The 15871-nt window shown below is 56.7% G+C and carries 14 protein-coding genes; 3 read left to right on the top strand and 11 right to left on the bottom strand.

Features of this window, described 5'->3' with window-relative positions:
* Positions 1–117 precede the first annotated feature (117 nt).
* Together KK102_RS01320 and KK102_RS01315 are read left to right on the top strand one after the other, a co-directional pair.
* The gene (locus tag KK102_RS01320; protein WP_216356759.1) at positions 118–405 is read left to right on the top strand and encodes a VF530 family protein; all 288 of its coding nucleotides are present in this window, start codon (positions 118–120) and stop codon (positions 403–405) included.
* Between the two features lie 7 nt (positions 406–412).
* Positions 413–1705, top strand: a complete 1293-nt coding sequence (locus tag KK102_RS01315; RefSeq protein ID WP_216356758.1) for a glycoside hydrolase family 10-like protein — start codon at positions 413–415, stop codon at positions 1703–1705.
* A 44-nt stretch (positions 1706–1749) separates the two neighbouring features.
* Here the strand turns inward: KK102_RS01315 and dsbG are convergent, their stop codons facing one another.
* The 11 genes from dsbG to KK102_RS01260 all read right to left on the bottom strand — a co-directional run bounded on the left by dsbG (position 1750) and on the right by KK102_RS01260 (position 14740).
* Positions 1750–2526 carry a thiol:disulfide interchange protein DsbG gene (gene dsbG, locus KK102_RS01310; protein WP_126544713.1) on the bottom strand — a complete coding sequence of 259 codons (777 nt, stop codon included), beginning with the start codon at positions 2524–2526 and terminating at the stop codon, positions 1750–1752.
* Between the two features lie 41 nt (positions 2527–2567).
* A complete protein-coding gene (locus KK102_RS01305; RefSeq protein WP_185805597.1) occupies positions 2568–3128 on the bottom strand; it encodes an RNA polymerase sigma factor in 561 nt (186 codons plus the stop codon).
* A gap of 5 nt (positions 3129–3133) precedes the next feature.
* Positions 3134–3547 carry a hypothetical protein gene (locus KK102_RS01300; protein ID WP_126544715.1) on the bottom strand — a complete coding sequence of 138 codons (414 nt, stop codon included), beginning with the start codon at positions 3545–3547 and terminating at the stop codon, positions 3134–3136.
* Positions 3548–3747: 200 nt separating this feature from the next.
* Positions 3748–5298 carry a methyl-accepting chemotaxis protein gene (locus tag KK102_RS01295; protein WP_216356757.1) on the bottom strand — a complete coding sequence of 517 codons (1551 nt, stop codon included), beginning with the start codon at positions 5296–5298 and terminating at the stop codon, positions 3748–3750.
* A 98-nt stretch (positions 5299–5396) separates the two neighbouring features.
* The gene (locus tag KK102_RS01290) at positions 5397–6413 is read right to left on the bottom strand and encodes a LacI family DNA-binding transcriptional regulator (protein ID WP_216356756.1); all 1017 of its coding nucleotides are present in this window, start codon (positions 6411–6413) and stop codon (positions 5397–5399) included.
* A 28-nt stretch (positions 6414–6441) separates the two neighbouring features.
* Entirely contained in the window at positions 6442–7848 is a 1407-nt protein-coding gene (locus KK102_RS01285; RefSeq protein WP_216356755.1) for a sucrose-6-phosphate hydrolase, read from the bottom strand.
* Entirely contained in the window at positions 7848–9218 is a 1371-nt protein-coding gene (locus KK102_RS01280; RefSeq protein ID WP_126544719.1) for a sucrose-specific PTS transporter subunit IIBC, read from the bottom strand. Before KK102_RS01280 ends, KK102_RS01285 begins: the two co-directional genes overlap by 1 nt.
* A gap of 67 nt (positions 9219–9285) precedes the next feature.
* Positions 9286–10803 carry a carbohydrate porin gene (locus KK102_RS01275; protein WP_216356754.1) on the bottom strand — a complete coding sequence of 506 codons (1518 nt, stop codon included), beginning with the start codon at positions 10801–10803 and terminating at the stop codon, positions 9286–9288.
* 170 nt (positions 10804–10973) lie between these two features.
* Entirely contained in the window at positions 10974–11864 is an 891-nt protein-coding gene (locus tag KK102_RS01270; protein ID WP_216356753.1) for an aminoimidazole riboside kinase, read from the bottom strand.
* Between the two features lie 100 nt (positions 11865–11964).
* Complete coding sequence (locus KK102_RS01265; RefSeq protein ID WP_126544721.1) at positions 11965–13176, bottom strand: diguanylate phosphodiesterase; 1212 nt, start codon at positions 13174–13176, stop codon at positions 11965–11967.
* Positions 13177–13264: 88 nt separating this feature from the next.
* Entirely contained in the window at positions 13265–14740 is a 1476-nt protein-coding gene (locus KK102_RS01260) for an alpha/beta hydrolase (protein WP_216356752.1), read from the bottom strand.
* Positions 14741–15008: 268 nt separating this feature from the next.
* Here KK102_RS01260 and KK102_RS01255 point away from each other — a divergent pair, with 268 nt between their 5' ends.
* Positions 15009–15863 carry a MurR/RpiR family transcriptional regulator gene (locus KK102_RS01255; RefSeq protein WP_216356751.1) on the top strand — a complete coding sequence of 285 codons (855 nt, stop codon included), beginning with the start codon at positions 15009–15011 and terminating at the stop codon, positions 15861–15863.
* Positions 15864–15871 lie beyond the last annotated feature (8 nt).

Here is a 15871-nt window from a genome sequence, read left to right as displayed (position 1 = left end):
CTTTTCTTCACCCCTCAGGGGTGAAGAACCTCACGCTTAAATTGCCGCTTCCCCTGCTTTCTTGTACCCTTTCACCGGTAACCCTGCCCCCATAAACATTGAGATATCCGGACGCCTATGACTGCACACATTTCTAACGATCCTTTACATGGCGTAACGCTGGAGATGATGGTCAACGCCCTGGTGGTGAAATATGGCTGGAGCGAGCTGGGCGACCAAATCAAAATTAACTGTTTCAGAAAAGATCCCAGCGTTAAATCGAGCCTGAAATTTCTGCGCCGCACCCCGTGGGCGCGCGCGGAGGTTGAAGCCCTGTATCTGGACTCCCTCAACGATGAGGTAAGCACCGAGCAGGAGGCGCCCGCCTTTAATCCCTGGGCTAACAGTCGGATTATCAAGAGCTAAAACGCAAATGACGCGACACGTAAAACGGATTGGTGCGCTGGCTGCCTGCGCGCTTTTACTTGTGAGCTGCACCTCAAAACCACCCAAATCGCTGGTTACCCCTCTCCCCACAGCGAGCAAACCGACGCCGCAGGCAAACGAGCCGATGCGCGGGATCTGGCTGGCGACCGTCTCTCGTCTCGACTGGCCGCCGTTGGCATCGGTGAATGGCCGCAGCGCTGACCAGCGTATCGCGATGCAGAAGCAGGCGCTGACGGACAAACTCGATAAGCTGAAAAGCCTCGGGATCAACACCGTATTTTTTCAGGTGAAGCCAGACAGCACGGCGCTGTGGTCATCTAAAATTCTGCCCTGGTCAGATACCCTGACGGGGACCATTGGGGAATATCCGGGCTACGATCCGCTGCAGTTTATGCTGGATGAGGCCCACAAGCGCGGCATGAAGGTCCACGCCTGGTTCAATCCATACCGCGTATCCACGAACACCAAACCTTCGACCATTGCCGCGTTAAACCGGACATCGTCACTGCACCCCTCCAGCGTTTACGTACAGCACCCGGAATGGATCCGTACCTCAGGCGATCGTTTCGTCCTCGATCCGGGTATTCCGGAGGTGCGTGACTGGATAACCCAGGTGGTGACCGAGGTAGTGAGGCAATATGCGATAGACGGCGTGCAGTTCGACGACTATTTCTACACAGAAACGCCCGGGTCGACCCTGAATGATGCCTATACCTTCAGGCGATATGGCGAGGGATTTGCCTCAAAAGCAGACTGGCGACGTCACAATACGCAAGAGCTGATCGTGCAGGTCTCCCGTGCGGTTAAGCAGGCAAAACCCAACGTTGAGTTTGGCGTGAGCCCGGCGGGAGTCTGGCGCAACCGCTCCTTTGACCCGGCAGGCTCTGACACGCGCGGTGCTGCCGCGTATGATGAATCCTACGCCGACACCCGTAAATGGGTTCAACAGGGGCTGCTGGATTATATCGCGCCGCAGATCTACTGGCCTTTCGCCCGCGACGCCGCGCGCTATGATGTTCTGACCAAATGGTGGGCTGATGTGGTGAAACCGACCCATACCCGCCTTTACATCGGCATCGCGTTCTACAAAGTGGGGGCACCCTCTAAAAATGAGCCTGACTGGACGGTTAACGGCGGCGTGCCCGAGCTGAAGAAACAGCTCGATTTGAACGATTCACTGCCCAACGTGAATGGCACCATCCTGTTCCGCGAAGACTATCTCAACCAGCCGCAAACACAGGACGCGGTAAGCTATCTCCGCGGGCGCTGGGGTAGCTGAGAGGGTAAACGCGGGCAGGAACACGCCGTTTCTGCCCGCCCCGATCAGGGTTTCGGCCCGAACATCTCTACCAGCTGCTTCTCGTTCGGCAGTCCCATTACCTGCTGAAGTTCGTTTTCTTCATTCAGATAATAAATCGCCGGAGTGGCATTCCCCCCCAGACTGTCCATTAATGCCTGATGCTTCTGCAGGATCTCGACGGTTTCACGCGTCGCCGCAGCGTCTGGTTTGGGCAATTTTTTCCCACCGGAAAGCTCGTACTCTTTCCAGGCCGAGACCGGATCTTTGGCATTCAGAATGGCTGAGGCGTTACGTCCGCTGTTGGGGTTGAGAAACGCAACCAGCAGCGTGTTCAGCTGGACCTTGCCCGCCTTCACCCACGGCTGCGCTTCGGCCCAGAAGGCTTTGCAGTACGGACAGAACGGATCGGCAAAGACAAAGACTTTACGCGGCGCAGCGTCAGCCCCCTCTTTCAGCGGATGTGCTGCATTGAGCTTTTTCCACATTTCACGCCCCATCGGCGCGTAGATCTCTTTCCGGAAATAGGCCTCACTGAGATTTTTCCCCTTTTCATCATACAGATACCCCGAAACCACGTGCTTTCCGTCAGGGGTTAAGAAAAGGGTGACGCCCATGTCCTGGTATTGTCCCAGCCAGGCCGGCGCGCCGCCTGGGGCGTCAATCTTCTTGAGGATCTTGATATCCTGCTGCTCACTGAAGTTCTTCACGGCATCAGGCAGCGTCTCTTCCGCGTTGCCCCCTCCTGAAACCATCAGAGCAGCAAGTAACAGCACGTTTTTCTTTGCAGGCAATTGAAGCATAACGATCCCTCTAACATATTGTTTTTCAGAGTGGTCGAACTTCAATCCCCTGTCAACGCTTCATAGATATCCTGCAGGCGACTACGCAAAAATCGCACGGCCTTGTGCTTGCGGGATAACAACGCCTGCACCGTGTCGCCCGTTTCATCCGCCAGCGCTTTCATGCTGTACCCCTGAAATTCCGTTTTTTCGAATACCTCCCGCTGCGACGGCGGCAGTTCCGACAGGGCTTGCTCGAGCTCTTCCCACAGCAGCGATTTAAGATACTCCTCCTCCGGCGTTTGCGGCACGCCGAATAACGTTTCGGCTAATTCTTCTTCGGGGAAATCCTCGTCGTCGTCAGCGGTAAAGTCGCCAGCGAGCGAAACCTCGCGCTTTTTCCGCGCCCGGTCGGTCATCTCATTGCGTGCCGCGCGAAACAGCCAGGCGGCGACGTTCTCCACCGGCTGTTCCACTTTCATCAGCTGATACGTCACTTCCTGCAGGATATCGTCGGCATCATCGCGAACCGCCGTTCGCCCGCGAATGAATGCCTTCAGGCGGGCGCGGCAGGCATTAAGCGCCGAGACCAGTAATGATTCACCTGCCTCACCGGCTTTCATCTCGTTCACTCTGCTTCCGGCGTTTTCGTCGCATTGTCATCGCGCTTTTCATCACGATGGTCGCGCCAGCCACAGTGGCCGTGGCGTCCAAACCCAGCGCGGCGCTGCTGAATAAAGGCTTCACGCTGTTCGGGCGTCATGTTCATCCAGCGCTCGTGCATCCGGCGGTGTGCCCCGAACATGCCAGGCCTGATGCCCAACCCACCGAACAGAATGCGGCTCAGTACCAGAATGCCCAGCGCCTGCCAGAAGCCGATGGCTTTCACGCCGAGTATGGCGGGGAGTAATGCGTTCCACAGGGTCATCACCAGCAGGCCGAGTGCGATGAAAATCACCGCGCCGATGATCAAACCCTTACCCATACGGTGGCGACCGAATCCGCGTCCGCGACCTCTGCCGTGCAGTTCAAAATCTCTCATGGTGTTTACCTCGTTTACAGTAACTGATTATGGCGTGTGATGAGGTAGACGGATGAGGGCGGGAAATATTGCTGGGGAAAATGAAATAATGACTCTGGCCGCACATTCGCGGTTATTGCCCGGCGGCGCTGACGCTTGCGCGGGCCTACAGGTTTCGTAGGCCGGGTAAGCGTCAGCGCCACCCGGCACATGTCAAAGGCTTACGCCTGCACCGGCAATCTAAAGCTCGAAATACTCCGCGAAAGCTGCTGAGCCTGCTCTTCCAGTGAGGCCGCCGCTGCGGCAGACTGCTGCACCAGCGCCGCATTCTGCTGGGTCACGCCATCCATCTCGGTCACCGCCTGCCCGACCTGCCCAATCCCCCGACTCTGCTCTTCCGAAGCAACGGAAATCTGTTCCATCAGCGTATTCACTTTATTTACCGAAGAAATAATCGAATCAATAACGTCTCCCGAGCGGTTAACCAACTGCGCACCGTTTTTCACGCTGGAAACAGACTGCGCGATAAGACTTTCAATGTCCTTCGCCGCCACCGCGCTTTTCTGAGCGAGTGTTCGCACTTCGCTGGCAACAACCGCAAAGCCACGGCCTTGCGTACCCGCGCGCGCGGCTTCAACCGCCGCGTTGAGCGCCAGAATGTTGGTCTGGAAGGCGATGCTGTTAATGACGCTGGTAATATCCTCGATGCGCTTCGAGTTCGCCGCAATGGTGTTCATCGTTTCGATCACTTCGCGGGTCACCGCTTCGCCGGTGTGGGCATTTTTCACCGCATCCTGCACCAGCTTCCCGGCCTGGAATACATTATCGGTATTATTTGCCACCGTCGCGCTCAGCTCTTCCATACTGGCTGCGGTCTGGGTCAGTGCGGATGCCTGTTGTTCGGTGCGTGAAGCCAGATCGATATTCCCGGAGGCGATCTCTTGCGCCGCGTGCGTGACGGTATGGCTCGCGTCGCGCACCTGGGCGATAGTGGCGAGCAGCGCCTGACGCATCTGTTCCATCGAACCCATCAGGTGATCGATTTCATTCCCGGCGCTGCCCTTCACGGGCACCGGTATGTCCAGCTTGCCCGCCGCAATCTGGCTGCAGTGTTCACGGGCAAGGTTAACCGGCGCGAAGACAAATCGCTTCATCAGCAGGCTGACGGCGATAATCACCAGCACAAACAGGCAGGCGATAACGGCAATCATCACCAGGCCAGAAACAAAGTTGCTGCTCGCATCCTCGTTAAGACTTTTGGCATATTTCTGATGAATGGAAAGGACCTGGTCGAGAACGATCTCGTACTGACGGTCAAGGCGGGAGACTTCCGGGATCAGCGCGTTAAATTTGGCGACATCGTGCGCCTCGGCGGCATCGATCAGCGGCGCCAGCCCCTGGTTGCGGTAGTTTTGCCAGGCATCATGATAGGCAGTCACCTGCGGGGCTTCATCCGTCAGACGCGGTGAAGCCATAAAGGCCGCAAAGGCGTGGTCCGCTTTGGTCAGCGCCTCTTTCACGGCGGTTAGCTTTGCAGTTCCGTCTGCCGCGTTGCCCGCTTCCACCATCTTCACGTACTCCATCACCCTGACGCGCAGCGTGCGGCTATGGTTGATGGGGTCAATAATGGAGAGCACAACCTGGATCTCTTTGTTGACGTTATCCAGGGAATTATTACTTTTAATGATGAGGCCAACGCTGGTAGCAGTGCTGACAACAAAAAAGAAAAGCAGTGAGAACAGGACAATCAGGGACGACTTCTTCAACGACATAAACCATTACCTCAAGGAAAATTATTCCTTATGGTTATCGGCTCATCCAAAACTAAAATTAATTAAAGTTATTGAACTATCCCCTTATCCAGACAGGGTTACTCTACCCCTTTAAAGCGCCGCTGAAGGGTGGCATCCAGCTTCCGCTGCACGGGTTGCGGAGCCTCGCCGTCGATCAATTTACCAATCAGATCAAAGCAGTGCCACGCCAGCTGGCGGTTGTCCTGGCGAATGGTATCAACCGGTATCGTCAGCGAATCATACAAATAATGATCGTCAAAACTGGCTAACCTGATATCACTTTGCAACAGGTTATGTTGCCCCATATAGCGCAATACCCCTTCCAGCAGGCCACAGGCGGCGGTAAAGAGGGCTTTAGGCGGACGGCCTAAGCGCGCGCAAAGCTCAGCGAACATCTCATAGCCGGAGCTGGGGTGATAATTGCCGTGAATGATCCACTCCGGACGTAGTTCGACGTTGGCCTCACGTAAACCTTGCTTAAAGCCTTCCAGACGGTCCCGCGTCGGGGAAAGCCGTGGCTGCCCGCCGAGGAAATAAAACTCATCAGGATGCTGGCGGGCGATCTCGGCCACCAGTTCCGCCGTGGGGGTAATCGAATCAGTAATGACCAACGGCAGAGAGCTGTCGTTCATATGGCGGTCAAAGAGGACAACGGGCAGCTGCTCGCTCAGTTTCTGGTAGTCCGCATCATTCAGCATGCTGGAGGCAACAATCAAACCGTCTACCTGGCGCGCCACCATGTTATTGACCACCACGGTCTCCTGCCCCGGATTCTCATCGCTACAGGAAATCAGCAGCTGAACACCCGCCTCGCGGCACAGCGTTTCCAGCTCGTGAGAAAAGACGGCAAAACCGTAGTTGGTGATCTCCGGGACCACCAGACCAATGGTGTGGCTGCGGTTATCACGCAGCGAACGGGCGTGAATGCTGGGCTGGTAGTGATGCTCTTTGGCAATCGCCAGAACGCGATCGCGGGTCTCTTCCGCCACCCGAAGCTCTTTGCTGCGTCCGTTCAGGACCAGGCTGGCGGTGGCTTTTGAAACCCCCGCCAGCTCCGCGATGTCTTTAATTGTGACGCGTTTTGTTTTTCTCACAACGACTTAGATCCGGCTGCCAAAACCCCTATTCTATCATGCAGCGGCGCAGCAACCAGTAGCGTAATGTGATGTCGGACGCACCTTCGAAGCGCACCCTGGCCGGATGAGCAGGAAAATAGCGGCTGCTCATCACCCCTTCGCCATGATTGATGAAAATCTCAACGCTGGAACGGTCGCACAGCACGCGTAAATGGTTAACGTCACCCAGCCAGAAGCGGGTCAAGGTTTCGCCATTTTTCAGGCTGGCGCGTTCAAGACGCAGCCCCTTCTCATCCCAGCGAAGGCGCATCGCGCCGGCAAAATCAACATTCACACACGCCGTTTCCAGCTCAAACTCAAGACTCGTCGCATCCAGAACGGGCGCACCGCGGGCAGCACCCTGCCACTGACATTCGGTCTCGCGCAGCGTTTCCAGTTCACGAACGGGCGTTTGCCAAAGTCTGCCGTCGCGATACCGCAGTTCACGCGGGCAGGTCATCTGGTGGATCCAGCCATGGGCCCGCGTCGGCTGGAGCATCTCTTCCCCGTCCGGCACGCCCATCCAGCCAATGAGGATACGCCGTCCGTCTTCCGCCTGCGTGGTTTGCGGGGCGTAGAACTCGAACCCCGCGTCCAGTTCGTGTAACTCGCCGTGATCAAACGTCGCGCGCTGATAGTCAAACGCCCCACTCATCCAGGTCGCCGGATAAGTATTGAGGTAGCGATGCGGCTCGCGCGCCAGCCCCTGCGGACAGCAGATCAACACGTGCGTCCCATCGAGGGCGAACAGGTCCGGACACTCCCACATATACCCCGCGTCCGACAGGCCGTTGACGCCGTGACCGGCAATCTCGCCGCAAGGCTGCCAGCGCTTTAAATCACTGGATGTGAACAGCAACACTTTGCCGTGCTTTTGCACGTCTTGCGCGCCCAGCACCATGTACCACTCCCCGTCGTGTTGCCACACCTTCGGGTCGCGGACGTGTCCGGTATAACCGTCCGGCAGCGGCAGCACCGGACCCCGTTTTTTAAAGCTTCCGTCCGGTTGTTCGACGGCCAGGCACTGCCAGGCCGTGCGGCTGCCGTCGTCAAACTTCACGTTGCCTGTGTAGCACAGCGTCAGCACGCCCTGGTTATCCACGGCGCTGCCGGAGTAGCAGCCGTTGCGGTCATATTCTTCATCCGGCATCAGCGCCAGCGGCTCATGCTGCCAGTGCACCAGATCCGCTGAACTCCAGTGTCCCCAGCACTTGTAGCGATGATCGCAATCCAGCGGATTCCACTGATAAAACAGGTGGTAGCGCCCGGCGTACCAGATAAACCCGTTGGGATCGTTCATCAGCCCCGTCACCGGCGCGGCGTGCCACGCGGGGTAATGGCTGTCGGCCAGCGCGCGCGGCTGGCCCTTCATGACGGCCTGCAGTATCGCAGGCCAGCGGGAAGCGAAGGTCATTATTCAGAGTCCGTTTTATATTTCAGCAGCAGCGAGACGGTAAACGCCACGCCGAAGGCAATCACCATGCCGATAATATAGTTGAGCAGCGAGCTGGCCTGCACGATGGCCATTCCCGGAATAGCGGTCAGGCCAACGGCGGTCATATAGACATGGACCGACACCACCCAGGCGCCGCCCACCGCGCCGCCAATCAGCGCGGCGATAAAGGGTTTTACAAAGCGCAGGTTGATACCAAAAATGGCCGCTTCGGTGATGCCCAGCATCGCAGAAAACGCCGAGGGTAAGGTAATGGCTTTGATTTTGGCATCTTTGGTCTTGAACCACACCGCCAGACAGGCACCGCCCTGCGCCACGTTCGCCATGGCCCAGATAGGCAGCAGGAAGTTAACACCAATCGACGGGTTACCCAGCAGCCCGGCCTCGATGGCGTGGAAGCTGTGGTGAATACCGGTGATCACAATCACCGAATAAAGCCCACCAAACAGCAGCCCGGCCAGCCAGCCCGCGTGTTCGATGAGCGTGCTCAGGATAAAGGAGATACCGTCGCCCAGCGCGCGCCCTGCCGGGCCGATAATCAACAGCGCAATAAAGCCGGAGATCACCACGGTCAGAAAAGGCGTCAAAATCAGATCCAGCGCGTCCGGGATCGCGCGGCGCAGGTTTTTCTCCACGATGCTCATAAACCAGACGGCCAGCAGCACCGGGAATACCGTGCCCTGATAGCCAATCATGGCGATCTCAAGGCCGAAGAAGTTCATGGTGTGGAAACCGGACGCCACGCCCCAGGCGTTGGTCAGCGCCGGGTGGGTCAGGATCCCGCCCAGCGTGGCCCCCAGATAGGGGTTGCCGCCAAATTCGCGTGCGGCGGTGAAGCCAATCAGGATAGGCAGAATGATAAACGCCGCCGAGCTGCACATGTCCAGCATGATGTAGAGCGCGTTGTCCGCGTTAACCCAGCCGTAGGTTTTCACCATGCCGAGCAGGCCCATCAGCAGACCGGACGCCACAATCGCGGGGATGATCGGCACAAAGATGTTGGAGAGCAGACGGGCAATGCGCTGGAACGGGTTCAGCTTGCGCGCCGCCAGGTCCGCGGCTTCCGATTTACTGGATTCGCTAATCCCCGCCGCCTGAATAAATGCGGCGTACACCTTGTTGACCACGCCCGTGCCAAAAATCACCTGCATCTGCCCGGCGTTACGAAAACAGCCTTTTACACCCTCGACCTTGCCGATAGCCTGCTGATCGGCAAGCGCGTCATCGACCAGCACCAGACGAAGACGCGTTGCGCAGTGGGCGGCGCTGGCGATGTTTTCCTTGCCACCGAGCAGCGGAATAAGCTCGCGGGCGATTTGATTAAAATCCATAGATACCTCTGCCTGACTTCTTTTTTATGATGTGCGAAACGCGCCCGCCAGGCGGGTGCGTGATGGGTTAAAACCAGGTTTCCATCTGAACCCCAAAGTTCCATTCCCCGCCGGCGTTGAAGCCGCTGCTGCCAAAGGCATCATCGCTGGCGTAATTATCCAGTTTGCTGCTCCATTCCATCCAGGTGGCAAACAGGCGCAGCTCCGGACGGCTGAAGAAATCGCCAATCTTGCCCGCTTTTAACGTCGGGGCGAAGGTCAGCTTGTAGAAGCTGCCGTTGACAGCATTACGATCCTTGTAGCCTTCCGGGTTTAAGTCCATGTACTGATAGCTACCCTCGAACGCGAGGGCGAAATTCTGCGTGACCTCTTTGATCAGGCGCGTATTCAGGGTGACCCACTCATAGCTGTCGCCTTTCACGTAGCGGTCCTTGCTGCTCTGCGCCAGCACGGCAGGCGCGATATGCCAGCCACCGCCGAGCGGCGTGACACCGTAACTTGCAAAGCGCCAGGTATCGGCTTCCGACAGCAACGCGCCATCCGAACCGATGCTTTTGACCTCGGCGCCCAGACCGTGGCCGTAGAGCAGCGCCGTTTTGGCGGAACCTTCACGCAGCCCGTAGAAACTCTCGTTATGCAGGCCCACCAGGGCGTGCACGCCGTTGTTCGCCGCATCGGTTTTAATCAGATCGCCGCTGCTGTCTTTACGGTCGTCATTATCCTTTGCGCGTAAGCCACTGACCATGACCTGGAGCGGACCGGCGAAGTGGTTCATGCTGAGGATGTAGTTCTGAACGTTATTGTCGATCTCCTCTTCGCTGCCAAAGTTGCGGCCATAAATTGAGAAGTTGCTGCGCAGGTTCTCGTTCCACTTCACGTCATACACGCCGCCGCCGGTCCCGGCGAGAAACACCACGTCGGAGTCCAGCCAGTGAATGTCAAAGTTATCGCGATCGAATCGTTTACCCGCCCAGAAGGTGCTGCCCTTTAGCGCGCCGGTAAAATCTGGCAGATTTCCCAGTTCGGCAAAGGCCTGACGAATATTGAGATCGCTGGTATCGGCGGACCAGTCGTTATAGGTCTTCTGACCGTCGGCAAGCATTGCCTTGAAGCGGGTGGTCGCCCCGCTGTCGAGCGTCTGTTTGTGCTCCACGTTCAGCTCAACGTAGGTGTCTGCTTCGTTACCCAGACGCCCTACTGCACCACCGGTTTCCCCGGCTGGCGTCAGGTATGGACCACTTTTACTGCTGGAGGCCGCGTCGTTCATCAGCAGCCCGGAACGGGCGTAGCCATGGAACTCGAACCCGCTGCTCTGGTCGGCTTTTTTCTCCAGCACCGTGGTACGTTGCGCCACCTCCTGAGTGGTGGTTTGCGCCTGCTGCTGTGCCGCCACAAGCTGCTGCGTTTTTTGCTCCGCCGCCGTGGCGCGTTTCTCGGCAACCTGTGCGCGGGTTTCCGCAGCCTGGAGGCGCTGCTCCATCGCGGCAAGGCGCGCTTCGATGCTTGTCATATCCGTTTGGGCAAAAACAGAGGTACTGCCGGCCAGCATGCCTATCATCACGGCAAGTCTGCGTTTTTTATACATTTTGTCGCATCCCTAAAAGAATTTATTAAAAGTGCTAAATTGCTAAACCGGTTTAGGTTGCTGATACTAAACCTGTGAAATTTGGATCGGCAACGTTTTTTGCTAAACCGATTTAGTTTGTGTGATCGAGGCGACAATTCAGGCCGCCTAAGGGCGGCCATGGGGGGGAATTACAGTTCGTGATGGTAAGGCAGCGCGGTCATTGCCCCTTTCGCCGTCGTGGCTAACGCGCCGCAGCGCTGCGCGAGTCCGATGACCGGGACAAGTTCCTGACCGGCGGCCAGTCCGTAGAGAAGACCGGCCACGAAGGCATCACCTGCTCCGGTCGTATCAACACACTCCACGGAGGTTGCCGGAAAGTGTTTCACGGCGCCATCATGCCAGGCGATAACGCCCTCTTTGCCCAGCGTGACCAGCACCAGACGGGCCGGACAGCAGCGCATCAGTGACTCCAGCCCGGTTTTTACCTGAGCGTCGTGGGTTAAAAACGTCAGCTCCTCAACGGAGAGTTTGACCACGTCTGCGTGCTGCAAAGCCAGTTCGAGGCAGCGGCGAAGTTCGTTCTCATCAGCCCAGAGATCCGGACGAATATTGGGGTCGAAACTGACGTAACCACCCGCTTCTCTGATGGAGGCCATCGCCTGAAACGCCGCTGAGCGGCTCGGTTCTGCGCTTAAGGCGATGGAGCAGACGTGCAGCCACTCACCGGCGCTGAAGGACGGCAGATCGGCGGGTTCCAGAAACAAATCGGCGCTCGGGCGCACCATGAAGGTAAACGAGCGTTCGCCGTGGTCATCCAGATCGACAACCACCGTAGAGGTACGATGCGCCGGGTCAAGGCGCATCTGCCGCACCTCAACCTTCTCATCAGCTAATATCTGATACATAAAGCGGCCAAAAGGATCGTCGCCCACTCTGCCGATAAACGCGCTGTTTCCCCCCAGCCGCGCCACACCAACCGCCACGTTTGCCGGTGCGCCGCCGGGGCATTGCAATAACCTGCCTTCCCCATCTGGCAGGAGATCCACTACGGCATCACCAAGAACCCAGATCTTTTTCATGTCACCCTCTTTGCTAAACATTGTTAAACCGTTTTAGCTATTTAAGCACAGCCTGGCACAAGGGGGAAATAGTCGAGAAGGAATTGTATAGAATGCGCGATCAACGCGTCATATGCGGCCAGTTAATATCAGACACGCCGTTCAGCTGTGGGCGAGCAAACAAAAAGCCCTGAAAACGGCGTATTCCGGCAGACTCCAGCCAGAACCACTCTTCGAGCTTCTCGATGCCTTCGGCCACCAGGGTAATTTCAAGATCGGTACAACAGCTAATGATTGAGCGCACAATCGCCTGCTTCGGACCGCTCAGGTGAATATTGCTGACAATCTCCCGGTCGATTTTAATTTTATCCGGCTGGAATCGAGTCAGCAGAGAAAGTCCGGCATAGCCAGAGCCAAAATCGTCAATAGCCAGACCAATCCCTTCTGCACGCAGCTGTTTAATGGCGCTGTTAAACTTATTGAAACCAGAAATCATCTCGTTTTCGGTCACTTCGATGATGACCTGTTCAGGCTGTAAACCGTACCTGCCGATCTGTTCGACCAGAAACTCAACTGCGCCAGGCACATTCACCAGCGACATTGGCAGCAGGTTCACTGCAAGCTTGTGGCTCCCGATCCCCAGCTTTTCGGCCAGCGCGAAGGCATACGCTTTGGTTTGCAGATCGACCTCGTAAATCTTTTCCGGGTCGAGAGTATTGAAGAAATGCTCCGGGCTTCCGCCGTCATTTCCGCGGATCAGCGCTTCAAAAGAGCTAATTTTGCCTTCCGAGGGCTCGACAATCGGCTGAAGGGCAAACTGGCAGGGTTGATCCGCGAACAGCCCTAAGGCGTCACCAAAATCCGTGCTCTCGCGGGAAAGCGTCCATTTCTCAGGTTCGTAATGCGAGCCAGACGATGTCGATTTATCGCCGGTAATAAACGACTGGATAAATTTAAACACCCGATCGTCAGATGTCAGATAACTCTCGAGCTTACTGTAATGTAGAACCGATTCCAGAACCTCTTTCTGCGACTGAACCTGCAGATCGAACAGCAGCATGCCGACGTTGTCGAAACGTCGGCGCGGACCGTAATCCCGCATAAGCTCTACCACGCCTGCATGCCGTTCATCTTCACGGATTTTATGGAAGAGTTTCACCACGCTCTCTTCTTTCCCTTCGAGAAGTTGCAGGATTTCGCTTCCGTTCGAGAGAAGAATACCGGTGATGTTCTCCCCCGTATTACGGATCCTGGCCTTTTCAACCAGCGCGCTGAGCTCTGCAGAGCTGCAGGATAAATTCAACTGGCTTCGATAAATGAGAGTAGTAAGCACAGAGTCGGGGTCCGAATATGAGGTAAACGTCTGGAAGTTACTGTTTAACATACTTCCCCCTTGCGGCCTAATCTATTCATCAAACCAATTAATTTCCGTCGATGCGCCGGTTAATCCGCTCCTGCATATAGTCGTAAAACGGATTCGACGTGACTCGCATGAGCGCATCCTTCCCAACGCTAAGAACCGATGTCTCGCCCCACAGCGCAATGGTTCCCAGGCTGATGCCATAGCGGTTTTTGACCTCCGGATGACGGCCATACAGATCATCTTCAGGAGGGAACGGGATGGCCACATGCGAGAGCGAATAGACCTCTTGCGGATACGAAGTGGAGAGCGGGACGACCGTTTCACGCGTACTCTCCGCAGGCGTAATCTTAGCAACCGTGTCATCACTGTCTACCCTGCGATTGGTCACCACCGTGACACTGTAACGCCTTTTTGCCGCAGGCAGGAGATCGGCAAGCGCTGTCCATGAAGAGGGTTTAAACAACGGACGGAAGCTCGCCGCCTGGTTGATATCAAACACCACCAGTTCACTGCCGTTTGCCGGAAGCTGGTCGAACAGCCCCGTCACCACCGCCCGGGTACTGACCGTAGAATCCATGATGGACTGAAAAGCTATCACCGGCGCGAGCTGGTCGAGGCGGTGGCTCTGTGCATCATGGCTAAGCTGCTGCTGCAACGCCTGCGTCAGTAACCACGACTGTCGCGCCGCGTTCACCGGAAACGAATTATATTTGTAAGGGTTATATTCTGGAGCAATGTTGAGCCACGCGGCTTTGGCAAATGCCGGTAACATCGCGGGGAGCCCGGCGAATCCGGCAAAACGGGCGAACGCCGTGACGCCAATCATGGGTGACAGCAGAACCAGCTGCTGAGGTTTACGCAACGTCGGGGCGTCGAGCGCATCAAGGGCATATTTCATAGCCAGTGCCCCGCCGTTGGAATACCCCACCAGATGCAGCGGCACCGCGTCACCCGCCAGACGCGTCGCTTCACGTACGGCAAGCCGCGTCGCCGCCATCCACATCTCCCAATCGACATCCGTTAACGCACCAGGCGCAGTGCCATGACCGGGCAGGCGCGGACCAACGGCGACAAAACCGTGCTGCTGATAGTTAACCGCAAGGTGTTTTACGCTGTAAGGCGAATCCGTCAGTCCGTGAAGGAGCACCACCGCTCCGCGTGGTTTTCCTTTTGGCATCAGCACAAATGAACGGTTGGCATCGGGTGAAAACTGTCCTGGCCATACCAGGCTCTGGCGGTTGTAGCGGTTAAGAGGGGTCTGCTCTTCTGCTTCCGTTTTCGCCGTCACCTCGTTTTCCAGCGCGCTGAAAATGGCGTTTTCGCGGGTCAGGTACTGGGCAAAATTTGCCTTGTCCATCTCCTGGACAGACATTTCATCCGCGCGCCAGGTATGCCAGCGGTGCAGTTCCGGCCCCTGCTGCGAGAGATAAACCCGCACGGCGAGCAGTACAAACAGGATAATCCCCAACACCAGGATACTTTTCTTTGCGAACGCGATCAGCCGCACGCTGACACGCCAGGGCCAATTCGCCATGCCGATTTTCCTTTCCAGCTCAGTGTCCTTCAATCTTAACAAAAATGTGAAGGCACTGACGTATTCACCAAAATCATTCTCCTCCGCTTCGACCAATGCACCAAAAGTGAACTACGCTGCACAAATGTTGATCATTGGTTAAACAAATATTGCATTAACTTTGCTGCATAGCGGGTTTTACCGCCCTCTGTGAACATGGCACGCGTCCTGCATTGTTAATCAGGTAACAAAAATCCGGCAATTGACAGCCAGTTAACAGCGAGGCGGTATGACAACACAACCTGAAGTGCTGAGCCGTATCGAAGCGACCTTCAGTCAGCTCACGCCAAGCGAAAAGCGGGTGGCAAGCTGGATGCTGGCGCACGCCGCGCAGATCCCCTTTGAAACGGCAGAAAGCGTGGCGATGATTACCGGGACCAGCGGGATCACCGTCGGGCGCTTCCTGCGCAAGCTGGGCTACCGCAATCTGGACGATGCCAAAAAAAGCCTGCGCGACCCTTATCAGCCCTGGGGCATGAACGAGCGTCTTGACTCGTGGCAGCAGCAGCAACCGCTGTCGGACCGCGTTCAGCACTCGCTTTCCCTGGAAATCGACGCGATTACGCAGGTGTACCAGCTGGCGCAAAGCGAGGCCTTCAGGCTGGTGGTCCATCAGCTTGCCCGTGCAGACGCGGTATTTGTGCTGGGTATTCAGTCGACGCGCGGGATCGCTAATGCGTTCTTCAGCCATCTGGAATATCTGCGCCCGCGCGTGAGCTACTCAGAAGGGTTATCCGGTAGTTGGGTGGAGTCCCTGAACTCCGGATTTGCCAACCCCTACGTGGTGCTGACCGATACCCGCGCTTACTCCGCTATCGCCCGTCAGTACTGTCGCGTCGCGAGTGAGAAAGGCATTCCGATGGCGCTCATTACCGATATCTGGTGTCCGTGGGCGCGGGATTACCCTATCGATTTACTGCAGGTGAAAACCGATACCGGACACTTCTGGGATTCGCTTGCCCCCGTCAGTTGCCTGTTCAACCTGCTGCTCTCGGGCGTGGTGGAAGCACTGGGTGAAGCGCTGCCGGATCGCATCGCGGTAAACCGACAGCTACAACAAGAGTTTGGTCAATTCGAACGCTAAAGGAGTGT

It is taken from the genome of Enterobacter quasimori, assembly GCF_018597345.1.
Classification (GTDB): domain Bacteria; phylum Pseudomonadota; class Gammaproteobacteria; order Enterobacterales; family Enterobacteriaceae; genus Enterobacter; species Enterobacter mori.
The sequence above is the reverse complement of the archived record's forward strand: the minus strand, read 5'-3'. Positions and strand labels throughout refer to the sequence as shown.